Origin of the sequence: Kitasatospora sp. NPDC098652, assembly GCF_044760155.1 — a bacterium.
Lineage (GTDB): Bacteria > Actinomycetota > Actinomycetes > Streptomycetales > Streptomycetaceae > Kitasatospora.
This window is the reverse complement of sequence record NZ_JBIWAQ010000001.1, coordinates 582,423-603,776: the sequence shown is the minus strand read 5'-3', so window position 1 is coordinate 603,776 and position 21,354 is coordinate 582,423. Positions and strand designations below refer to the sequence as shown.

General features: G+C 76.3%; 21 protein-coding genes. 6 read left to right on the top strand and 15 right to left on the bottom strand.

The window, feature by feature from the left end:
- Positions 1–82 precede the first annotated feature (82 nt).
- Positions 83–616, top strand: coding sequence for a hypothetical protein (locus tag ACIQWA_RS02660; RefSeq protein ID WP_402477186.1), 534 nt, complete (start codon positions 83–85; stop codon positions 614–616).
- Between the two features lie 183 nt (positions 617–799).
- Positions 800–1,522, top strand: a complete 723-nt coding sequence (locus tag ACIQWA_RS02655; RefSeq protein ID WP_402477184.1) for a response regulator — start codon at positions 800–802, stop codon at positions 1,520–1,522.
- Positions 1,523–1,602: 80 nt separating this feature from the next.
- Here ACIQWA_RS02655 and ACIQWA_RS02650 read toward each other — a convergent pair whose 3' ends face one another.
- The 8 genes from ACIQWA_RS02650 to ACIQWA_RS02615 form a co-directional block, all read right to left on the bottom strand.
- Positions 1,603–2,850 carry an FAD-dependent monooxygenase gene (locus ACIQWA_RS02650; RefSeq protein WP_402477181.1) on the bottom strand — a complete coding sequence of 416 codons (1,248 nt, stop codon included), beginning with the start codon at positions 2,848–2,850 and terminating at the stop codon, positions 1,603–1,605.
- Positions 2,851–3,043: 193 nt separating this feature from the next.
- The gene (locus ACIQWA_RS02645) at positions 3,044–4,303 is read right to left on the bottom strand and encodes a phenylacetate--CoA ligase family protein (RefSeq protein ID WP_402477179.1); all 1,260 of its coding nucleotides are present in this window, start codon (positions 4,301–4,303) and stop codon (positions 3,044–3,046) included.
- Between the two features lie 49 nt (positions 4,304–4,352).
- Positions 4,353–5,246, bottom strand: a complete 894-nt coding sequence (locus ACIQWA_RS02640; RefSeq protein WP_402477177.1) for an SDR family NAD(P)-dependent oxidoreductase — start codon at positions 5,244–5,246, stop codon at positions 4,353–4,355.
- Complete coding sequence (locus tag ACIQWA_RS02635; RefSeq protein ID WP_402477175.1) at positions 5,243–6,577, bottom strand: MFS transporter; 1,335 nt, start codon at positions 6,575–6,577, stop codon at positions 5,243–5,245. Before ACIQWA_RS02635 ends, ACIQWA_RS02640 begins: the two co-directional genes overlap by 4 nt.
- Positions 6,574–7,800: an AMP-binding protein gene (locus ACIQWA_RS02630; protein WP_402477172.1), complete on the bottom strand. Its 1,227-nt coding sequence runs from the start codon at positions 7,798–7,800 to the stop codon at positions 6,574–6,576. The genes ACIQWA_RS02635 and ACIQWA_RS02630 overlap by 4 nt, the downstream gene beginning before the upstream one ends.
- Positions 7,797–8,975: a RimK family alpha-L-glutamate ligase gene (locus ACIQWA_RS02625; protein WP_402477169.1), complete on the bottom strand. Its 1,179-nt coding sequence runs from the start codon at positions 8,973–8,975 to the stop codon at positions 7,797–7,799. Before ACIQWA_RS02625 ends, ACIQWA_RS02630 begins: the two co-directional genes overlap by 4 nt.
- A gap of 867 nt (positions 8,976–9,842) precedes the next feature.
- A complete protein-coding gene (locus tag ACIQWA_RS02620) occupies positions 9,843–11,117 on the bottom strand; it encodes a hypothetical protein (protein ID WP_402477167.1) in 1,275 nt (424 codons plus the stop codon).
- Positions 11,118–11,479: 362 nt separating this feature from the next.
- Entirely contained in the window at positions 11,480–13,183 is a 1,704-nt protein-coding gene (locus ACIQWA_RS02615) for a GAF domain-containing protein (RefSeq protein ID WP_402477861.1), read from the bottom strand.
- A 321-nt stretch (positions 13,184–13,504) separates the two neighbouring features.
- Here ACIQWA_RS02615 and ACIQWA_RS02610 point away from each other — a divergent pair, with 321 nt between their 5' ends.
- Together ACIQWA_RS02610 and ACIQWA_RS02605 are read left to right on the top strand one after the other, a co-directional pair.
- Positions 13,505–14,368, top strand: coding sequence for a universal stress protein (locus ACIQWA_RS02610; protein WP_402477164.1), 864 nt, complete (start codon positions 13,505–13,507; stop codon positions 14,366–14,368).
- A gap of 129 nt (positions 14,369–14,497) precedes the next feature.
- Positions 14,498–15,541: an Acg family FMN-binding oxidoreductase gene (locus tag ACIQWA_RS02605; protein WP_402477162.1), complete on the top strand. Its 1,044-nt coding sequence runs from the start codon at positions 14,498–14,500 to the stop codon at positions 15,539–15,541.
- A gap of 57 nt (positions 15,542–15,598) precedes the next feature.
- Here the strand turns inward: ACIQWA_RS02605 and ACIQWA_RS02600 are convergent, their stop codons facing one another.
- The 3 genes from ACIQWA_RS02600 to ACIQWA_RS02590 are packed head-to-tail and all read right to left on the bottom strand — an operon-like array spanning position 15,599 to position 18,605.
- Positions 15,599–16,093, bottom strand: coding sequence for a copper chaperone PCu(A)C (locus tag ACIQWA_RS02600; protein ID WP_402477160.1), 495 nt, complete (start codon positions 16,091–16,093; stop codon positions 15,599–15,601).
- The gene (locus ACIQWA_RS02595) at positions 16,090–18,384 is read right to left on the bottom strand and encodes a heavy metal translocating P-type ATPase (RefSeq protein WP_402477859.1); all 2,295 of its coding nucleotides are present in this window, start codon (positions 18,382–18,384) and stop codon (positions 16,090–16,092) included. Before ACIQWA_RS02595 ends, ACIQWA_RS02600 begins: the two co-directional genes overlap by 4 nt.
- A gap of 59 nt (positions 18,385–18,443) precedes the next feature.
- Entirely contained in the window at positions 18,444–18,605 is a 162-nt protein-coding gene (locus tag ACIQWA_RS02590; RefSeq protein ID WP_360230473.1) for a hypothetical protein, read from the bottom strand.
- A 157-nt stretch (positions 18,606–18,762) separates the two neighbouring features.
- Here ACIQWA_RS02590 and ACIQWA_RS02585 point away from each other — a divergent pair, with 157 nt between their 5' ends.
- Positions 18,763–19,272 carry a hypothetical protein gene (locus ACIQWA_RS02585; protein WP_402477157.1) on the top strand — a complete coding sequence of 170 codons (510 nt, stop codon included), beginning with the start codon at positions 18,763–18,765 and terminating at the stop codon, positions 19,270–19,272.
- A gap of 33 nt (positions 19,273–19,305) precedes the next feature.
- Here the strand turns inward: ACIQWA_RS02585 and ACIQWA_RS02580 are convergent, their stop codons facing one another.
- Positions 19,306–19,827 (bottom strand): hypothetical protein, encoded by a 522-nt coding sequence (locus ACIQWA_RS02580; RefSeq protein WP_402477155.1) that lies wholly within the window; start codon positions 19,825–19,827, stop codon positions 19,306–19,308.
- A 53-nt stretch (positions 19,828–19,880) separates the two neighbouring features.
- Positions 19,881–20,009 (bottom strand): hypothetical protein, encoded by a 129-nt coding sequence (locus tag ACIQWA_RS02575; protein ID WP_402477152.1) that lies wholly within the window; start codon positions 20,007–20,009, stop codon positions 19,881–19,883.
- On the opposite strand from ACIQWA_RS02575, the gene ACIQWA_RS02570 reads away from it, so the two are divergent.
- Positions 19,995–20,384: a MarR family winged helix-turn-helix transcriptional regulator gene (locus ACIQWA_RS02570; RefSeq protein WP_402477150.1), complete on the top strand. Its 390-nt coding sequence runs from the start codon at positions 19,995–19,997 to the stop codon at positions 20,382–20,384. The genes ACIQWA_RS02575 and ACIQWA_RS02570 overlap by 15 nt on opposite strands.
- A gap of 28 nt (positions 20,385–20,412) precedes the next feature.
- Here the strand turns inward: ACIQWA_RS02570 and ACIQWA_RS02565 are convergent, their stop codons facing one another.
- Together ACIQWA_RS02565 and ACIQWA_RS02560 are read right to left on the bottom strand one after the other, a co-directional pair.
- The gene (locus ACIQWA_RS02565; RefSeq protein ID WP_402477147.1) at positions 20,413–20,814 is read right to left on the bottom strand and encodes an NTP pyrophosphohydrolase; all 402 of its coding nucleotides are present in this window, start codon (positions 20,812–20,814) and stop codon (positions 20,413–20,415) included.
- Positions 20,815–20,928: 114 nt separating this feature from the next.
- Positions 20,929–21,342, bottom strand: coding sequence for a PPOX class F420-dependent oxidoreductase (locus tag ACIQWA_RS02560; protein ID WP_360230483.1), 414 nt, complete (start codon positions 21,340–21,342; stop codon positions 20,929–20,931).
- Between the last annotated feature and the right edge of the window lie 12 nt (positions 21,343–21,354).

Sequence of the window (21,354 nt, the reverse complement as noted above, 5' to 3'; positions counted from 1 at the left end):
CCGGGCGGGCGGGGACGGCACCCCGCTCCACGTCAGTCCCGTCAGACCCGTTACCCCCGTGCGACATCCGGAAGGCCGGCCCATGACCCACACCGTCCTCGCCATCGGCACCGCCGCGCTCACCGCGAGCGGCTGCGTCTGGTACCTGCCCGCCATCGCCGACCTCCAGGCCGGGGCCGACCGGCCCCGCTCCACCCGGACCGCGGCGGCGGCCTGCGTGCTCTGGTGGGCCGCGCTCGCGCTGGCCGGCGGGCTGCTGCTCGCCTGGCCGGACTGGCGCCCCGCCGCGCAGGTGGCCCTCGCGGGGCTGGTCGGCGGCACGGCCCTACGGGTGCGGGCGCGGTGGGACCGGCGCGGGGAGCGGCGGGAGACCGCGGCCCGCTGGGCCGCGCTCGACTGCGGGTCGGCGCCGCGGAGCGGGCGGACGGCGGCCGTCGCCCTGGCGGGCTGGCTGCTGGTGGGCGCCGCCGTGGCCGTGCTGGGCGCGGTGGCGATCCTGCTCACCGACGGCGGCGGCTCGGCGGCGAAGGCGGCCCTGGCGGCGGTCGGCGGGGCGGGCGTGGCGCTGGCCTTCCTGCTGGCGGGCCTGGAGAACGTCCGGCGCCGGGAGCGCTGAACGCCCGCCCGCCGGCTGCTCGTTCACGTCGGGGTCGAGGCCCGGGGCCGCGACGAGGCCGGGGCGGCGACCGGGACGGCGGGCGAATGGGGTCCTTGGGCCCTGGGCCGTCGGGGGGTGGCGGGGGATGATGCGGTGGACCCCGCCGGGAGTGTGCGGGGGTGACGAAGGTGGAACCACGTGATGGCGACCGAGGCGGAGGGCGTCGGGGCTTCGGCGCCGGTCCGGGTGTTCCTGCTGGACGACCACGAGGTGGTGCGCCGCGGGGTGCACGACCTGCTGGACGGCGAGCCGGACCTGGAGGTGGTCGGGGAGGCCGCGACGGCCGAGCAGGCCCTGGTGCGGGTGCCGGCGCTGCGGCCCGACGTGGCGGTGCTGGACGTCCGGCTGGGGGACGGCGACGGGGTCTCCGTCTGCCGTGAACTGCGGTCCCGGATGCCCGACCTGGCCTGTCTGATGCTGACCTCCTTCGACGACGAGGAGGCGCTGCTGGACGCCGTGATGGCGGGCGCCGCCGGGTACGTGTTGAAGCAGATCAGCGGTACCGACCTGGTCGCCGCCGTCCGTACCGTGGCCTCCGGGCGGTCGATGCTCGACCCCGGCGCGGCGACCCGGCTGCTGAACCGGCTGCGCAGCGACGCCGCGCCCGCCCGGCCGGTGACCGCCGGGCCGGGGCTGACGGCGCGCGAGCAGGAGGTGCTGGCGCTGATCGGCGAGGGCCTGACCAACCGGCAGATCGGCGAGCGGCTCTACCTCGCGGAGAAGACGGTGAAGAACCACGTGTCCCGGCTGCTGGCCAAGCTCGGGGTGGAGCGGCGGGTGCAGGCGGCGCTGATCGCCACCGAGCTGCGGCAGTCGGCCGCCGCCCGGTCGTCGCCGACGCCCTTGCGGCCGTCTCTCCGGTGACCTTCCGGGGACCTTCGGGGGACCTTCGGGTGGCCTGCCGGCCGGCGCCCGGCGGCGTGCTGGTCCGGGCGCCCGGGAGCTCAGGCGTAGTCAGGCAGGTCGAAGGCGGTGGCGGCCCGGAAGACCGCGTCCAGCTCGGGGCCGGGCCGGTCGAAGCCGGTCACACCGTCGGCGTCGGCTGCGGCGTCGTCCCCGTAGTGGTCGCGGGTCAGGTCGAGGATGGCCTGGTTGGCCGCCACGTGGCCGCGCAGCCGCTGCTCGTAGGCGGGGAAGGCGGTGCGGTGGTCGCCGTCGGCGGCGTGCAGTTCCCCGGCCAGGACGTAGGCGGCGGTCAGCGCCACGCTGGTGCCCTGGCCGGTGAACGGGGAGCAGCAGTACCCGGCGTCGCCGAGCAGCGCGACCCGGTCCTGGGACCAGCGGTCCATCCGGATCTGGGCCACGACGTCGTAGTGGAAGGCCTCGGTCTCCCACATCCCGGCCAGGAAGCGCGGCACCTCCCAGCGCAGGTGGGCGGCGCGCTCGGCGATCAGCCTGCGCTGCTCGGCGCGGTCGCGCGGCAGCATCCGGTCGAGCGGTTCGTCGGTGGCGAAGTCGACGAAGACCCGCAGTTCGGTGTTGTCGCGGACGGTCATCACCAGGCAGCCCCAGCCGTCCTCGGCCTGGTGGACGACCTCCCAGCGGTCGAGGCCGAGGTGGTTGGGGACGCTCCAGCCGGCCACGTAGCAGCCGACGGGGTGCAGGTAGTCGCGCTCCGGGCCGAAGACCAGGCGGCGGGTGTTGGAGTGCAGGCCGTCGGCGCCGACGACCAGGTCGAAGGAGCGCTCCTCGCCGTCGCGGAAGCGGACCTGGACGCCCTCACCGCGCTGGACCAGGGTGTCGATGGTGTCGTCGAAGCGGTACTCGACGCCCGGCCCGGTGGCTCCGGCGATCAGCTCCGCCAGTTCGTCGCGCAGGATCTCCACGTCGGGGCCGCCGACCGGGCCGCCGGTGACCGTCCACTCGGTGGTGCGGCGCAGCTCGCGGCCGTCCCCGTCGACCAGGGACATGCCGCGCAGGCCGGTCCGGCGGGCCCGGACCTCCGCGAGCAGGCCCATCCGGTCGACGACCTCCAGGGCGTTGCCGCGGATGTCCACGGCCTGACCGCCGCCGCGCAGGGCGGGGGCGCGCTCCACGACGGTGACGCGGAAGCCGTAGCGCTGGAGCCAGTAGGCGAGTGCTGTGCCGGCGATGCCGGCGCCGGAGACCAGGACCGAGGCGCGGGGTTCGGTTGCGTCGGGGTGCGCCGGGGTGGTGTGCGGAAGGGGGGTGGTCGTCGCGGTCGTCGTCACGGTGGGCCTCCGGTGGGTTCGGTGCTGCTGTCGACGACCAGACTGCGCGGCGCCACCCTCAGGACACGGACAGACCGCTGACAGCACCGGCAGGGCACCGGCGGCCCACCGGCAGGGCACCGGTGGGCCGCCGACAGGGTGCTGACGGCGCGTCGCCCTGCCCCCACTGCCCCCACTGCTCCCGCTGCTCCCGCTACTTCTGCGGCCGCTCGTCCAGGACCTGCTGGAGCTTGCCGGTCCGCGGGTTGGTCACCAGCTCCGAGCGCGGCACCCACTCCACCGTGAGGGGGTGGATGCTGCCGAGGGCGACCTCGGAGGGGTAGAGCGGCAGGGCCCGGTGCACGGCGTCGACCAGCCGGTCGGCGAGGTCGGCGGGCGGCGGCTGGCCGATGTGGCCGAGCCGCAGGATGACCCCGTCGCGGCCGTCCCAACGGCGCTGCACCAGCTGCATCCCGGCGATGTGCCGGTCCGGGTCGGCGGCGACCAGCACGCTGCGGATCTCCTCGGTGGGCAGGGTGACGGTGCCCACCCGGGCGCCCTCGGTGGTGCGGCCGAGCAGGCGGAAGCGGCGGCACTCGCCGTCGACCCAGGCGGCGCGGTCGCCGGTGGGGTAGCGCAGGATCGGCATCAGGGTGCGGAACAGGTTGGTGACCACGACGCGGCCGGGCGTGCCGGGGGTGGTGACGGGCTCGCCGGTGACCTCGTCGAGCAGCTCGACCACCGTGCGGTCGGCGAAGGCCTCGTGCACCCGGACGTCGTCGCCGGGGACGGGCGCGCCGACCAGCCCGGCGTCGTTGGAGGCGTAACCGACCGAGGCGACGGCCGCGTTGGGGAAGGCCCGGGCGAGCAGCGGGCGCAGGTCGGCGAAGAGCAGGTCCCCGCCGAACAGCAGCAGTTCGACGCCGTCGGCGCGTTCGCCGCGGGCGACCAGGCACTCGGCCACGGCGCTGAGCTTCATCGGCTCGCCGGCCAGGACGTGCACGCCGAAGCCGGTGACCAGGTCGGCGATGTAGCCGTCCGGGGCGGCGCCGCCGACGCCGAGGCGCACGTTGTCGACCGGCGCGTGGTGCAGGGCGTTCTCGATGTAGAGGAAGCCGCCGTAGAGCTCGCCGGCGGTGAACAGGTTGGCCACCCGGTGGCCGGGCCGCAGACCGGCCCGGACCAGGCCGGCGCCGAAGGCGGTGACCGAGTCGGCGTGCTCGGTGCGGGTCCAGGGCGAGAACTTGGGGACGCCGGTGGTGCCGCCGGTCTTGTAGACCCCGGCGTCGGTGAGCGGGCCGGTCAGCACGCGGTTGTCGGGCCAGGTGTTGGCGGCCCAGAAGGCGGTCTGGTCGATCACCGGGAGCTGGTCGAGCCGGTCGGCCGCCTCGGGCAGCTCGCGGTAGAGCTCGGCGTAGAAGGGCGAGTTGGCGCGGGCGAAGCGGATCAGCTCGGCCAGGGGCTTGGCGGGCATGGCGGGACTCCGTGGGTCGGGACGTGGGCAGTGGGCAGCGGGCGGGGGCTCAGGCGGTGGTGTCCGGGGGCCGTCCGAGCCAGCCGCGGGCGAGGGCCTGGACGGTGGAGCCGTCCGGGTCGGCGAGCTTGGCGGCCAGGTAGTCGGCGGCCCAGGCGTTGGCGGGCACCCGGAAGGGCGGCCGCGGCTCGCGCAGGGTGCGGAGCACGACCTCGGCGACCTCCCGGGCGGGCTGGCCGGCCGACTCCCAGCCCGCGCCGCCGACCCAGTCGAGGTAGTCGGCGAAGGTGTCCGCGTACGGGCCGGAGGCGGCGTGCAGGGTGGCCCGGTTGACGTCGGGGAAGACGCCGAACCCGGTGTCCGGGACGAAGCCCGGCACCACCACCGAGACCCGGACGCCGTGCGCCGCCGCGACCGGGGCGAGCGCCTCCATGAAGCCCTCGACGGCGAATTTCGCCGCGCAGTACGCCTCGTTGAAGGGCTGGCCGACCACGCCGTGCACGCTGCCGACGGTGACCAGGCGGCCGCCGGCGGCGCGCAGCAGCGGCAGGGCGGCCCGGCTGACGGTGGCGACGCCGAAGAAGTTGACGTCCAGGTTGGCGCGCAGCGCCGCGTCGGTGGACATCTCCAGGGTGGGGTCGGAGTTGGAGACGCCCGCGTTGTTGACGACGGCGTCGAGCCGCCCGTACCGCCGGTGCACGGCGGCCAGGCAGTCGGTGACCGAGCCGGGGTCGGTGACGTCCAGCCGCTGGACGTCCAGGGTGACCCCGGCGGCCTCGGCGGCGGCCCGCAGCGGCCCGGCGCGCTCGGGTGCGCGCAGGGTCGCGACGGTGGTGTAGCCGGCCCGGGCGGCGGCGAGGGCGGTGGCCAGGCCGATGCCGGAGGAGGTGCCGGTGATCAGCAGGACCCGGCCGGCGGGGTCCACGGCCTCGGGCCCGTTCACGCGGCGCCCTCCGCCGCCGTGGTCCTGGTGACCGCCGCGGCGCCCTCCGCCTCGGTCCGCGCGCGCTCGGCGGCGTCCAGCAGCGGTTGGAGGCCGAGCGCGGGGACGAAGGAGCAGGCCGCCAGCAGGGTGCCGCCGGCCATGGTGAGGCGGGCGGCGTCCAGGACGCCGAGCGGTCCGGTGAGCAGCGAGACGGCGAGGCCGCCGACCAGCGCGGCGAGCGGGATGACGCCCCAGGTGACGGTCCGGAAGGCGGCGTGCATCACGCCCTGGTTGCGCGCGGACATCCGGGACTGCCGGGCGGGGGCGCTGCACACGTTGATGCAGGACATGAAGAAGCCGTAGCAGCCCATGGTCACGGCGATCACCGGGCCGGGCGGCAGCGCGGGCGCGGCGAGCACGCCGAGGCCGACCAGGCAGTGCAGCAGCAGCGACCAGGCCATCGTCCGGCCGAGGCCGAACCGCCGGGAGAGCCGGGGTGCGACCACGGCCCCGAGCAGGGCGCCGAGCGCCGCGACCGACATGGCCGCGCCGAAGACGCCGACCTGGACGCCCAGGCCGCGGTAGGCGAGGACGGGCAGCACGGTGACGTACACCGGTCCGCCGCAGTTGAGCAGCACGGCCGCCAGCACCACCCGGCGCAGCACCGGGTCGGCCCAGTTGAGCCGGAAGCCGCGGGTCAGCCGCTCCCGGATCGAGCCCTCCTCGACGGTCCGCTCGCCCCAGGGGCGCATCCGGCGGAAGCAGGCCGCCGAGACCAGGTAGCTGGCCGCGTCGACCAGCAGGGCGGCCACGCCGAGGGCGCTGTAGAGGGCGGCGGCGATGGACGGCCCGGCGACCTCGGCGACCGAACCGCTGCCCTCCAGCCGGGAGTAGGCGCGGACCATGCCGTCCGCGGGGACGACGGCGGGCACGGCGACCAGGTAGCCGACGTTGAAGAAGATGGTCGCGCCGCTGATGACGGCCACGCAGGCGAACAGCAGCGGGGTGGAGAGCGCGTCCAGGGCGTGGGCGAGCGGGATCGCGGCGACGGCGGCCAGCCGGACCAGGTCGCAGACGAGCATGGTGCGGCGCTTGTCCCAGCGGTCGACCAGCACCCCGGCGACCGGCCCGAGCAGCGGGATGCCGAGGTACTGGGCCATCGCCACCACGCCGACCTGGAGGGCGGAGGCGTGCAGCACGAAGATCATCAGGGTCGGGACGACGAAGACGGTGACCTTGTCGCCGACCAGGCTGACGCTCTGTCCGGCCCAGAACAGGGCGAAGCCGCGCCCGAGCGGCGTGGGCCGGCCCGACTGCTCCGGCCGGGCCCGGGCGGTGTCGGCCGTCAAGACTCCTCCCGGACGACCAGGGCGGCGGTCTTGCCGGTGCGGCCGTTGCAGACCAGTTCGTCCACCGGGCGCACCCGGAAGGAGCCGGGGTCGTGCTGGAAGGCGGTGCCGAGGGTGATGGTGGCGGTGAACAGCTCGGTGCGCAGCCGTTCGACGTCCGGGGCGGGCGCCGGGCCGGCGGCCACCACCAGGAGTTCCACACCGGTCGCCCGGCCGCCGCGCTCGGTGAGCACCACCTGGGCGCGGGCGACGCCCGGGGTGCGCTCCGCCCGGGCGACCAGCTCGTCCACGTCCAGCCCGAGGCCGCGGACCTGGACGACGCTGTCGCGCCGGCCCAGGACGCGCATGGCGGGCCCCGGGCGCCCGCACGGGCAGCCGGTCAACTCGCCCGCGTCGCCGGTGCGGTAGCGCAGCACCGGGTTGAGCATGGCGGGGTCGAGGGTGGTGAAGTCCAGCAGCCCGTCGTCGGCGGTGTGCACCAGTTGGTGCGGCAGCGGGTGGAAGACGTCGGCCCGGCAGTCCGGGGTGTTGGTGCCCACCACCCAGGTCTCGGTGCTGCCGAACATGCCCCAGCGGCGGGCCCCGGGGGCCACCTCGGCCAGGTCGTCGTCCAGTTGCGGCTGCCAGGCCTCGCCGAGCCAGAGCACCTTGCGCAGCGAGGGCAGCCGGATCCCGGCGGCCCGGGCGTGGGCGAACCAGAGCCGCAGCACGCTGGGGGTGCCGCCGATGGCGGTGACCCGCCGGGCGGCCAGGAACTCCAGCCAGGCGCCGTACTCGTCCTTGGTGACGGAGCCGAGGGCGATGATCCGGCAGCCGGAGAGGTCGGCGAGGGCGGCGGCGAGGAAGTGGGCGCCCCACATCCGGCCGGCGCCCCAGGCGTTGACGAAGACGTCGGTGCGGTCGAGCGGCTGCCAGTGGGCGTGCACGCCGGCCATGTAGAAGCCGGTGGGGGCGTAGCCGATCTTCGGGGCGCCGGTGCTGCCGCCGCTCTGGAACAGCCAGGTGGCGGACCCTTCGGCGGCCGGTTCCAGGTGGGCCAGGGCGGTGTTGAGGTCGTCCCGGGCCAGTGGGGGGAGCTGGGCGAGCCGGTCGAGCGAGCCGGCGTCCAGGTGCTGCGGGTAGCGCCCGGCCAGGGCGGGGACGGCGCGCAGCCGGTCCAGGGTGCGCCGGGCCACGTGCAGCCGGGGCGCGGCGGCCTCGGGGGACAGCGAGAAGGCGGTCATCTGGGGTCCGTCCGGAGGGCAGGGGCAGGGGCGGGGGCGGGGGCAGGGGCAGAGGCGGCGGGGACGAGAACGGGCGAGGGGGCGGTCCGGGAGGCGGGAGCGGGGCGGGGGACGGCGTCGAGGGTGAGCGGGCGGGCGCCGTCGGCGAGCCAGCTGGCGTGGCCGTCCCGGTAGGCGGCGAACCGGGCGCGGGTGACGTCCCGTTGCAGGGTGCGGTGCGGGTCGGTGCGGTCCGGGGCGATCACGCCGTCCGGCTCCAGCTCGGAGAACCAGTACCGCTCGCCGTCGTACAGGAAGTCGACGCAGAAGAAGGGGATCGGCAGCCGCTCGGCGAACCAGGCGGTGGCGGCGGCGAGTTCGGGCGGCACCGGGGGGAACTCCATGGCCCCGCCGCGGCTGGCGTTGGCGACCGGGGAGCCGGGCTCGGGGGTGCGCTTCATCACCGCGTACGGCCGGCCGTCGACCACGTACACCCGGTAGTCGATGGTGCCGTCGCCCAGGTAGGGCTGGATCACCAGGGTGGTGTCGCCGCCCTGGGCGAGGCTGGCCAGGCCGCGGACCTCCTCCGGGTTGCGGGCCAGGTTGATCCCGCCGCCGCCGCACCAGCCGGCCGGTTTGACGATGGCCGGGTAGGTCATCCGCCCGAGCGCGACCTCGTAGCCGTACTTGGCGGTGTCCCGTCCGGTGCCGATCCGCACGGTCGGGATGGTCGGCACGGGGGAGTCGGCCAGGAACAGCAGGGTGGCCAGCTTGTCGTTGCCGATCAGCGACACCTGCGGGGGGAACGGCAGGTAGAAGCCGGCCTGTTCGAGCACCGCGTAGAGCGCGTACTGGTTGAAGACGTCCATCGACTGGTACGGCAGCGAGTAGAGCGCGGTGATGAAGAGGGTGTCCTCGGGGGTCACCAACTCGTCGTCGACGTACACCCGGGGGCGGCCGGGGCCGGTGGCGTCCACGCTGACGGCGTCCGGGGCGTGCCTGGTCCAGCGCAGGCCGAGGTCGGCGGCGCTCTCGGCGTAGAGGTCCCAGAAGAAGCCGTGCCACATCTCGGCCATCCGGGAGGACTCCCGGTCGGGGAAGATCCAGCACAGCCGGCGCAGCGGGCCGGGCGGGGCGGGGGCGGTCACCAGCCGTTCGCGGGCTGCGAGGTGGGCGATGGGGCTCTGGTCGCTCATGGCGGTCTCCGGACGTGGGGAGCCGGGCGCGCGGCCCGGTGGGCGGGCGCCTGGGCGTGGTGAGGGGGTGGTGCGGGGTTGTGTGCTGGGGAATGTGCAGCCGGGCCGTGCTGGGAGCGTGGTGCGGCTCTCAGTGCGAGGGCCTCGGCGGCGAGGGCCTCGGCGCCGTCAACTCGCCGTCCAGGAACGGAATGTCGAGCACGGTGGTCCGCTCGCGTCCGACCGGTCGGAGGAACCGGGGGAAGGGGGAAGGAGCCGCTGTGGGCGTCCTCGTCATTGGCAAGTCAGGACGGGTTTCGGCTGCCCGGTCGAACCCGACGTGAGGAGAATGCGGGCCGGTTGTTCCGGCGCCACCGTGGACGGGTGCGCCGGGGGCCCGGGGATATTCGGAGGTTCTGCGGTCGGCTTCGGTAACTCCACTAATCGGATTGCGAGTTGGAGGCCTTCGACGGTGCTTCCGGAGGCCGCGCCGGGGTGCGGTCCCGGGCGCGTGGCCAGGGCGTTCGCCGACTCCGGGAGTCGGGCGTGGGTGAGGGCGGGTCCGCGGTGGACGATCGCCGGACGGCGGGGATTTCGACGTGCGATATCTCTGAGGACGTCAAGTAGGTCGGGTGCGACCCGGGGGAAATCGTGAATATTTGACATGCCCGCCCCAAATGCGCTGAGAACTGCTCATCCGTGCTCGGCGAACGGCGACTCTACCTTCGAACATGCGTGGCGACAATGGATGTTGAGGGTGTTCTTCCAAGGCCTCGTGGTGGAACTGTGAACTGCTCCCGACCGAGGGCAATCGTTCGGGCAGGGACGGTGCTCGCCCACCACGCCGAGGCGCGCGCCGCCCGCCGCCCGCCCGGCAGTTGGCCCCGCTCAGTGCGGGTCGCCCGCGACCCGCCCGGCCAAGGCCCGTACGGTGGGCGGCAGTTCGCGCAGCCGCAGGGCGAGCAACGGAAGCGCCAGGCCCAGGTACACCCAGCTGAGGACCAGCCGGGAGGACTCGCCGGGCAGGGCGAACTGGACGGCGAACAGCACCAGCAGCAGGGCGGCCTTCCAGGGCAGGAATCGCAGGTCGAGGAGGAGGACGACGGCGAGGACGGTCTGGGCGGCGGTCAGCAGTACCTCGTCCACCTGGCGTTCGACCAGGGGGAGCGAGGCCGGGCCGCCGCCCAGCAGGTGGGCCAGCGGTAGGCAGCCGATCAGCAGGGTCCACTGGTTGACCTTGCTGGAGAGCAGCGCGCCCAGGCCGTCGTCGCCGCGCAGCCGCCAGGCGAACACCACGGCGACGATCAGCTCGGGGGCCTCGGAGGCCAGCGGGGCGAGCCACTGCACCAGCAGGAAGCGGTCGATGCCGAGCGAGGCGCCGGCGTCCACCAGCGAGGTGGCGAAGGGCTCGGCGCAGGCGAAGACGACGGCCGCGGCCGCCAGGAACACCAGGACGGTGACGGGCCGTCGGCGGGCCCTCGGCAGCAGGGCCAGCCGGGCCGGGACACCGACGAGCTCCTCCTCGTCGGTCTCGCTGCAGCGGCTGATCCGGAACAGGTAGTAGGCGTACCAGGCGATCAGCACCACCGCGAGCAGCCAGGAGATCCGCCGCGTCGCCGGCATCACGAAGGCCACCAGTGCGGCGGCCCCCAGGAACGCGGTGTCGATCCGGCGGTGCTCGCGCAGCACGATCCCGGGGGCGACGCCGCGGCGCCGGGCGGCCAGGTACGCGGCCAGCGCGACCAGCGGCCAGCCGACGCCGACCAGCAGCCGGTTGGCGCCGGTCATGTTGGCGGCCGCGTAGGCGGCGTACTCGGGGCGGGTGCCCGCCGTGTAGGCGAACCAGAGGTCGACGGCGTACTCGGGCAGCACCGCGATGAAGGCCAGCAGGGCGAGCGCCAGCGGCCCGGAGATGTCCGCCCGGGCGGTCTCCGCCGCCCACATCAGCAGCAGTGCCGCCGACAGCACCCCGAGGCCGAACAGCAGCATGGCCGGCACCGGCGAGGGGTGGATCCCGGCCAGCCGCAGCACCACCGCGGGCAGCGCGCCGGCCGCGGCCGCGGCGAGCCGCAACGCCGTCACCGACCCACTGGGCGGCGGCGCGGACGGCACCTCGGCGGTGCCCGGGGGCGGGGTGGCGGTCGCGGGTGACTCGTGGGCCATCGGCCGTCCTCGTGCTCGACGCTCGGCGGGGCGCGCGGCGGGGGCTCGGCGCAACGCTCGGGGGACGCGAAGCAGACTAGGGCGTATCTGACAATTCGCGTCGGATCAGCGCGCGGCGTTGGGGTGCGTGCATCGCAAGGCGGAGGAGGGAGTCCATGCGGAGCATCGGCGACTGACGACAACGCGGCGAGGTGCGTGCCCCGGCGTCGCGCGCCCGGCGGGAATTGTCAGACACGCCCCCGGGGTGCCCCGGGGTGGTGGTGCCGGTCCGGGGCTGGGCCGCGGCGGAGTTCCCCCGTACGGCGGTGGGCCCGGCGGGTACGGGCCCGGCGGATAGGGGAGCGGCGGGTGCGGGCCGCCGGTCAGGACCCGAGCGGCGCCTCCCACACCAGCCGGGTGCCGCCGCCCGCGTCGTCCGCCGGGCCGTGGGTGAAGGCCCCGCCGACCCGCTCGGCGCGTTCGGCGAGGTTGCGCAGCCCGCTGCGCCGGCCGCCCCCGGGGATGCCCGTGCCGTCGTCAGTGACGGTGAGCACCACCCGCCCGGCCAGGGCCCGCAGGGTGACCTCGACCCGGCCGGCCCGGGCGTGCCGGGCGGCGTTGCTGAGCGCCTCCGCCAGCACGGCGACCACGTGCTCGGCCAGCTCCTGCGGGACGTCGGTGTCCAGCAGCCCCTCCAGGCTGAGCCGGGGTGCGAAGCCGAGCGGCCCCTGGGCCTCGGTGACCACCCGGGTGGCGCGGGCGCGCAGGCCGCGGTCGGGTTCGCTGTGGGCGCGCAGGCCGAAGATGGTCGAGCGGATGATCTTGATCGTCTCGTCCAGGTCCGCCACCGCCCGGGCGACCCGGTCGGCGGCGGCCGGGCTCTCGATCAGCCGGGTCGCGCTCTGCAGGGTCATCCCGGTGGCGAAGAGCCGCTGGATGGCCAGGTCGTGCAGGTCCCGGGCGATCCGGTCGCGGTCCTCCAGCAGGTTCAACTGCTCGGCGTCGCGCCGCCGTTCGGCCAGCTCCAGGGCGAGCGCCGCCTGGTCGGCGAAGCCCAGCAGCGGGCCGGTCTCCTCCGGCCCGAAGGCGGGTCGCCCCTGCGCCCGGGCCAGCAGCAGCACGCCCCGCCCGTACCCGGGGCCGGTGCCGAGCGGCACCGCGACGGCCGGGCCCAGCCCGTCGAAGCGGCCCGCCGGACCGGCCGGGAAGCGGGTGTCGGCGGCCAGGTCGTCGCTGGTGGCGGGGGAGCCGGAGGCGTACGCGGCGCCGGACAGCGTGCCGTCCACCGGCACCGTCACCCCCAGCCGGGCGGCGGGTTCGGCGCCGAGCGCGACCTCCACCGCCAGCTCCTCGGCCCGCTCTCCCGGCCCGGCCAGCGCCACCGAGACGTCCGCCAGCTCGGCCCCGGCGATCTCCCCGGCCCGGCGGGCGATCAGCTCCACCACCTCCAGGCGCGGCGCGCCCGACAACAGGCTGCGGGTGATCTCGGTGCTCGCCCGCAGCCAGCGCTGGCGCAGCTGGGCCTCCTCGTACAGCCGGGCGTTGTCGATCGCGACCCCGGCGGCGACCGCGAGGGTGGCGATCACCGCTTCGTCGTCCTCGTCGAAGTCCAGCCCGCCGCGCTTGTCGGTCAGGTAGAGGTTCCCGAACACCTCGCCGTGCACCCGTACCGGCACCCCCAGGAAGGTGTGCATCGGCGGGTGGCCGGCCGGGAAGCCGGCCGAGGCCGGGTGCTCGGACAGCACCGGGCAGCGCAGCGGCCGCGGATGGCGGATCAGCTCGCCGAGGATGCCCCGGCCGGAGGGCGGCGGGCCGATCCCCTCGATCTCCGCCTCGGACAGACCGACCGTCAGGAACTGCGACAGGGTGTGCCCGTCCGACCCGATCACGCCCAGCGCGCCGTAGCGGGCGTCCACCAGGTCGACGGCGGCCTCCACGATCCGGTGCAGCGCCTGGGCGAGGTCCAGCTCCCGGCCGACCGCGAGGACGGCCTCCAGCAGGCTGTGCACCCGGTTCTGGGTGCCGCGCGCCGCGTCGATCCGCCACTGGAGCTCCTCCAGCAGCTCGTCCAGGCGCAGCCGGGGCATCCGTGCGCCGCCACCCGCCGCGCTGCCGTCCGCTCCGCCCACCGCTGTCCTCCTCCTGCCCGCCCTGGCCCGTCGACCCCCACCGGCCGGGCCGAATCGGGGCCGTCCGACCAGCGGGAACGCTCGGTACGAACCGTAGTGCCCGGGTGTCGGCGCGGTGGCGGCCGGGGTCGCCCGTACTGTTCGGCGGGGGTCTTTCGTCCTGTGGGCGGGGGGCTTGCGGCCTCTGGCGGCGGGCCGTCGGCGGACCCCAGGGTGGGAGCAGAGCGGACGGGGCGTCAGTGCGCACCGTCTCCGTGCCGAGTCAGTGGAGGAACCGTCATGACGTCAACCGTGGTGGCCGGAGTCGACGGCTCGCCGGCGAGCACCGCCGCCGCCCAGTGGGCGGCCGAGGAGGCGCGGCGGCGCGGGGCGGCGCTGCGGCTGGTGCACGCCTGGCCGTGGCTGACCGACGGGGTGTCCTCCTACGCCGGGCCCGACGACCTCCCGGCGGCCGCCGAGCGCACCCTGGCCGAGGCCGCGGACGCCGTCCGGCAGCGCCGGCCGGAGCTCGTGGTGGACACCGACACGGTGCTGGACGCCCCGGTGGACGGGCTGGTGGCGGCCGCCGCCGACGCCGAGCTGCTGGTGCTCGGCTCGCGCGGACGCGGCGGCTTCACCGGGCTGCTGCTCGGCTCGGTCAGCATGGCGGTGGCCGGGCGCAGCGGCACGCCGGTGGTCGTGGTGCGGGAGGCCGGCCCGGGCGCCGAGGGGGCGGGGGCCGGCGAGGTGGTGGTCGGCGTGGACGCCCACGCGCCCGAGGAGGAGGTGCTCGCCTTCGCCTTCCAGGAGGCCGCCCTGCGCGGCGTCGGGGTGCGGGCGGTGCACGGCTGGGACCTGCCGCCGCTGTTCGGCTACGCGGGCGGGGCCGTGCCGGCGGGGGAGGTCGCCCAGCTGGAGGCGCTGGAGGCGAAGCTGCTGTCGCTCGCCCTGGCCGGGCCGCGCGAGCGGCACCCGGGGGTCGAGGTGGTCGAGGACGTCCGGCTGGGCGCCGCGCGCGGCCTGGTGGAGGCCTCCGCCGGGGCCGGGCTGGTGGTCGTGGGCCGGCGCCGCCGCCCGGTCGAGTTCGGCCCCCGGCTCGGCCGGATCGCCCACGCGGCGCTGCACCACGCCGAGGCCCCGGTGGCGGTCGTCCCGCACGGGTGACGGACGACCCGGCGGAGGCGGGGCTTTCGGCACTGGCCCCCGCCGGGGCACGGCGCGCACGCTCGGAAGCAGCGAGGACTCCGCGGTCGAGGTCGTCGACCGACGGACGGTCGTGAGGAGTTGATCGCCATGATGCGCACCCCGGTTCCGACCCCGACGCTCACCCCGGCGGAGCTGCGCCTGCTCGCCGCGGCGGGCGGCGCGGCGCCGTCGCTCCACAACAGCCAGCCCTGGCGCTTCGTGCCCACCCCGGACGGCCGCGGGCTCGCCGTCCACGCCGACCCCTCCCGCGCGGTGCCGCTGGCCGACCCGGTCGGCGCGGCGCTGCACATCGCGGTCGGCGCCGCCGTGTTCAACCTGAGGGTGGCCGCCGGGCAGCTCGGCCGCGAGGCGGTGGTCCGGCTGCTCCCGGAGCCCGCCGAGCCCGGCCTGCTGGCCCTGCTCGACCTCTCCGCGCCGGCCCGCGAGCGTCTGCCCTTCGGCCGCGACCTCCACCCGGCCGTCGCCGCCCGCCGCTCCAGCCGCGAGCCCTTCGCTCAGCGGGACGTGCCTGAGGCGGTGCTCGGCGAGCTGCTCACGGCCGCCGCGGAGGAGGGCGTGGCGGGTGCCGTCCTGGAGGAGGACGGCGTCCGGCGGGTGCTGGCGCTGACCGCCGAGGCGGAGCGCCGCGGCGAGGACGACCCGGCCCGGGTGGCCGAGAGCCGTGCGTGGCTGCGCCCGCCGGGGGAGGGCACCGACGGCATCCCGTACGAGGCGCTCGGTTCCCAGGACCGCGATGCGAGGATCCCGATGCGCCGGTTCGCGGGCCGCCCGCCGTACGGCACGCCCCCCGGAGCGACCCCCGGAGCGACCTCAGGCGCGCCGCCCGCGCCGCCGGTCGGGCCGGAGCGGCGGTTCGAGGCGCTGCCGCAGCTGGTCACCCTGACCACCCCGGGTGACGGCCCGCTGGACTGGCTGCGCGCCGGGCAGGCCCTGGAGCGGGTCTGGTTGCTGGCCACCGTGCACGGGGCGCGGCTGACGGTCTGGCACCAGGCGCTCGAGTGGCCGGACCTCCGTTGGGCGTTGCGCGACCCGGCCGCCGGCCCGGGGCACGTCCAGCTGGTGCTGCGGGTCGGGTACGGCCCGCCCGGTGCGGCGACGCCCCGGCGGGCCGTCGAGGAGACGCTCGGCTGAACGGGCCCGGCCCGGTGCCGGGGAGCGCGCGGGCTTCCCGGCACCGGGCCGGTCGGCTCAGCGCGGCCGGTCCGCCGCCGTGCGGACCTCGGCGGTCAGGTGCAGCGGCGGGCTGTGCCGGAAGGTGAGGGTGAAGCCCACCGACTGGCCGGGCCGGAGCGGGGGCGGGGCGGGGATCATCAGGTCACAGTCCTCGGGGGACATCGCCAGTTCGCCCCGACCGGGGACGGGCAGGCCGGGGGCCGGCTCCCAGCGGCCCGCCGCGCCCTGGTGCAGGTGCCGCTTGAGGGTGATCGTTCCGCCGAACTCCCATTCGGCGCCGGTGAGTTCGTCGGGTACGTCACCCGGGTTGCGGATCGTGAAGAAGGCCGCGGTGGCGGTGGCCGCGCCGGCCGTGGGCAGCAGCACCCAGCCGGGGCCGGCCTCCACCCGGCGCGGGCCGCCGGCGCCGCCGACCGCCGTCCAGCCGCTGAGCAGGGCCAGGGCGAGCGCCGCCGCGCCGACCGGCGGGCCGACGGTCCTCAGCCGGTCGAGCGGCCTGGGTATCCTCACCGCGGACCGCCCTTCGCCCGGCCTGCTGTCCTCGGGGCGCCCGCCGTGCCGCGTCCGGTCGCCAGGCCCCCCGTCGCCCGCCCGCGCCCCGGTTCCCAGGTGCGCAGCCGGAGGCTGTTGCCCACCACCAGCAGCGAACTGAGCGACATCGCCACCGCCGCGAGCACCGGGTTCAGCAGCCCGACGGCCGCCAGCGGGATCAGCACCAGGTTGTAGCCGAAGGCCCAGATCAGATTGGCCCGGATCGTGGCCAGGGTCTGCCGGGCCAGCCGCACGGCGTCCACCACCGCCTCGATGTCACCGCGCACCAGGGTCAGCCCGGCCGCGCCGATCGCGGCGTCGCTGCCGGAGGCCAGCGCCACCCCGAGGTCGGCCGAGGCGAGCGCGACCGCGTCGTTGACGCCGTCGCCGACCACCGCCACCGTCCGTCCGGCGGCCCGCAGTTCGGCCACCACCTCGGCCTTGCGCTCGGGCGAGGCCGAGTCGTGCACCCGCTCGATGCCCAGCTCGGCGGCCACCGCCCGGGCCGCGCCCGGGCCGTCCCCGGTCAGCAGGACGGTCTCCAGGCCCATCCCGCGCAGCCGGTGGAGGGCCCGCCAGCTGCCGGAGCGCAGGGTGTCACCGACCGCCAGGACGGCCGCGGGCCGGCCGTCCAGTTCCACCAGGACGGCGGTGCGGCCCGCCGCCCCGGCGGCGGTCACCGCCGCGGCGAGCTCCGGGGGCAGCGCGTCGCTGCCGCCGTTGCCGTCGCCGTTGGCGTTGCCGTCGCTGCCGCCGTTGCCGTCCGGCCGGACGGCCCGGACCGGGCGGCCCTCGACGGTGCCGGACACCCCGAGGCCGGTGGTGGCGGCGAAGCCGTCCACCGGGGGCAGCGCCCCGCAGCGCTCCCGGGCGGCGGCCGCGACAGCCCGTCCGATCGGGTGCTCCGAGCGGTGCTCGACCGCGCCCGCCAGCCGCAGCACCTCCGTCTCGGCGCACCCCTCGGCGACCGTCACCGCCGCCAGTTCCATCCGGCCGGTGGTCAGCGTGCCGGTCTTGTCCACCACCACGGTGTCCACCCGGCGCAGGCTCTCCAGCACCTCGGGGCCGCGCACCAGCACGCCCAGTTCGGCGCCGCGCCCGGTCGCGGCCAGCAGCGCCGTCGGGGTGGCCAGGCCCAGCGCGCACGGGCAGGCCACCACCAGGACGGCGACCGCCGCCGTGACGGCCGCCTGCGGGGCCGCGCCCGCGCCCAGCCAGAAGCCCAGGACGCACACCGCCACCGTCAGCACGCAGGGCACGAAGGCCCCGGCCACCGCGTCCGCCAGCCGCTGCGCCCGGGCCTTGCCGGCCTGGGCCTCGGCCACCAGCGCGGTGATCCGGGCCAGTTGGGTGTCCGCGCCGACGGCGGTGGCGCGCACCACCAGCGCGCCGCCGACGTTCACCGTCGCCCCGGCCACGGCGTCCCCGGGGCCGACCTCCACCGGCACGCTCTCCCCGGTCAGCAGGCTCAGGTCGAGCGCCGAACCGCCCTCCACCACCACCCCGTCGGTGGCCACCCGCTCGCCCGGCCGCACCACGAACTCCTGCCCGGGCAGCAGCAGTTCGACGGGGATCAGGCGCTCCTCGCCGTCCTCCGCCCGGACGCACACCTGCTTGGCGCCCAGCTCGGCCAGCGCCCGCAGCGCGGAGCCGCTGCGGCGGCGCACCCGGCCCTCCAACAGCCGCCCGGCCAGCACGAACAGCGGCACCCCGACCGCCGCCTCCAGGTACACGTGCGCCGCGCCGCCGCCGTCGGCGGTCAGCGAGAACGGCATCCGCATGCCCAACTCCCCGGCCCCGCCCAGGAACAGCGCGTAGGCGGACCAGCCGAAGGAGGCCACCACACCCAGGCTGACCAGGGTGTCCATGGTCGCGGCGGCGTGCCGCAGCCCCTGCAGGGCGCGCCGGTGGAAGCCGGCCGACCCCCAGGTCACCACCGGCACGGCCAGCGCGAAGCAGACCCACTGCCAGGCGTCGAACTGGAGCGCCGGCACCATCGACAGGGCCAGCACCGGGACGGCCAGCAGGGCGGTGACCAGCAGCCGCCGCCGCTCGTCCGGCTCCTCCTCCGGCAAGCCGCCGAGCACCCCGGAGGCCGCCAACTCGGCCGTGTACCCGGCCCGTTCGACCGCCGCGACCAGCTCGTCCACGGACACCCCGGCCGGGTGCAGCACCCGGGCCCGGCCGGTCGCCAGGTTCACCCCGGCCGTCACCCCGTCGATCCGGCCCAGCCTCTTCTCCACCCGGCCCACACAGGCCGCGCAGGTCATCCCGCCGACCGCCAGATCGGTGGACACCAGCTCCCCGGTGTCCGCACCCGCGACGGGGCTCACCGCATCCCGCCCATGTCGTGCCCGCCCATACCGGGCGAGGAACCGCCGCCCCGGCTCGGCGTCAGCCCCGGAGCCACCGGCCCCGCCTGCCGCCCCACCGCGTACGAGACCACGAACACCACCACCAGCAGCAGGGCGAACCCCACCAGCACACTCAACGGCCGGACTCCCGGCGATTTCGCCTTCACCCCCCAGCTGTCGGACGGCCGGAGCGGTTGGTTCCCGAACCTCCTGGGCCGATCGGGTGGCGTTCGTCACGATCGCCACCGTCGCTTGGGCGCCGTACGATCGTCTGCGTGCCGAGGACCGGCACGGATGACGACATCCGGGGGGATGACGATGCTGACGACGAAGCAGAAGAAGACGCGCGCACTGACCGTGGCGGCCGCGGTGCTGGGGGCCTCGGTGGCGTTCGCCGGGGCGGCGTGGGCGCAGCCGGCCGACGGATCGGGCCCGGACGTGCCGATCGGCGGTCCGGGGACGGGCCGGATCCTGCCGCCCACCCCGGACGAGGACACCATGTTCTCGATCCCGGACTGGATCGGGAACGGCGGCGCGGTGACCGCCTCGGCGATCGAGTCGCTGCCGATCGACATCACCGTCGGCTGCCAGGGCGGCGGTTCGGTGCAGGTCCACGTCGGCGGCCTGGCCCCGGCCGACTTCACGGTGCAGTGCCCGGTGGACTCGGTCGGCGTCGGCTCGGTGCAGATCCCCGCCCGTCCCGGCCGGGACTTCCAGTTCACCGTGCACACCTCGGACCCGTCGATCCACTGGGGCATCAACGCCCTCCAGGTCCGCCCGCCGGTCGACTCGCCGACCGGCTGAGCTGCTTCCGCACCCCGGCCCCGGGCCGCACGCTCACCCCGACCGGTCGCCGCCGTGGTGGCGGGTGGCGGTGGCGACCGCGGCGAAGCCGTGGTCGAGCATCTCCGTCTCGTACGAGCGGACGGCGTCGAGCAGGGGCACGTCGGGGAGCAGTCGGGAGGCGAGCAGCCCGGCCTCGTGGAGGGCGACTCCGGCGCTGATCCCGACCGGGGCCATCGGGTGGGCCGCGTCACCGACGAGGGTCACGGGCACCGGCGGCCACGGTTCGGGGCGCTCGGAGGTCTGGATGCCCGCGGGCACCACGTACCCGGGCTCCCCGAGCCGGATCAGCGCGCCCAGGGACGGGTGCCAGTCGGCGACGGCCCGTTCCGCCAGGGCCAGCAGTTCGGCGGCGCCGAGCCGGAAGAACTCCGGCCCGGGGTGCCCGAAGACGGCGGCCGGCGCGGTCATGCCCCACATGACGTAGTCGGCGGCCGGCGGCAGCCCGAACTCGGCCGGGTCGCGGCGGAAGTGCTGTGCGGCCAGGGCGAGTTGCCGGCCGTCCGGGCCGACCACGCCCAGGAAGCCGGCCAGGGCGGCCGGGGGCGTCAGCCGCCGGAGGAGGTCGGTCAGCGCGGGGTGCGGCCGTAGATGATCCGGCTGTCCCGCACGGTGACCCGGAAGTCCGGCAGCAGCTGGCGCCGGACGGCGGCGCCGGCGATCCGGCCGCCCTCGGACTGCTGATGTACCGCGCCCACCAACTCGCCCGCGCCAAGGCCAACCAGGCCGCCCGGCCGACCGGCATCGAGCTGCAGCACGCCGGCGTGCTCACTGCGGTCCGGGACGGAAAGGCGCGCAGCCAGCGGGAGTTGGGGGCGGCGCTCGGCATCGACAAGTCCACCCTGGTGCGAATCGTCGACGACCTGGAGCGCCGGGGCCTGCTGCGGCGCGAGCGCACCCCGAACGACCGCCGGGCCTACGGGATCCGGATCACGGAGGAGGGCGAGCGGAGCCTGCGGGAAGCAGGGGAGCTGTTCCGCGGCGCCATGGCGGAACTCCTGGTGGTCCTGGGCGCCGAGCAGCGGGGCCAACTGCACGACCTCCTCAGCCGGTTCGTCGCCCAGGACCGGTAGGCGACGGGACGGGCCGCCGGCCCCCGGTTCAGCGCCGGACGCTGCGCGGGCCCGTGACCTCCGCTCCCAACGCGCCCACCCGGGCCCGCAGTTCACGGTCGGCGGTGACCACCAGGCAGGCCCGGGCCGGAGCCCCGGTGCGGGCCTCGCGGACCAGCTCGACGATCCGGTCGTCCCCGCTGCCCGCCGCCGACACCACCCGGACCTCCGGCAGTCCGGTGACGCCCCGGGCCGCGCCCTCGACCACCAGCACCACCTCCAGCGGGCCGGGGTGCTCCGGCAGGCCCTGGGCGGCCACGGCAACCAGGGCGTCGCGGAGGCGTTCGGCGGCGCCGTGCCGGTCGCGCCACCAGCCGTCGGGGACCGAGCCGACCACGTTCGCGCCGTCCACCACCAGCAGGGGCGGCGGCGCGGCCTCGTCATGTTCCATGACGGTCAAGCCTGCCACGTCGCAGCCGCGCCCCGGCCCGGCGGTCCGCTCGCGCGAGGGCGCCGCTCAGGAGGGCGCCGCTCAGGAGGGTGCCGCTCAGGAGGGTGCCGTCCGTTAGTCCGTCAGGGTGATCCGGATGCCGATGGTGCCGCGCTCGCCGCGCCGCAGCCGGCTGCCGAGCAAGGTGAGCACGCCGAGCAGCCCGTACTTCTGGCGCAGCAGGGTGCGGTAGGCGGCGGTGCGCTCGGGGGTGAGGAGTTCGGCGGTGGCCGGGTACTGGTCGCCGGTCGGGCGGCCCTTGACGTCACAGGGGCCGACCAGGACGTCGGCCCGGTTGCGGATCCGCTTGACCTTCCAGGAGTCCGCGACGGTCCAGACGCCGAGCGCCTCCCCGTCCCGGACCACCCACACCGGGGTCGGCACCGGTGTGCCGTCCTTCTTGTAGGTGGTGACGAGCAGGTAGTTGCCGGAGGAGAGGCTGACGATCCGGGCGAGCCGGGCCGCGGCGGCGGGGTCGGGCGTGGTCATGGCCGGAAGTCT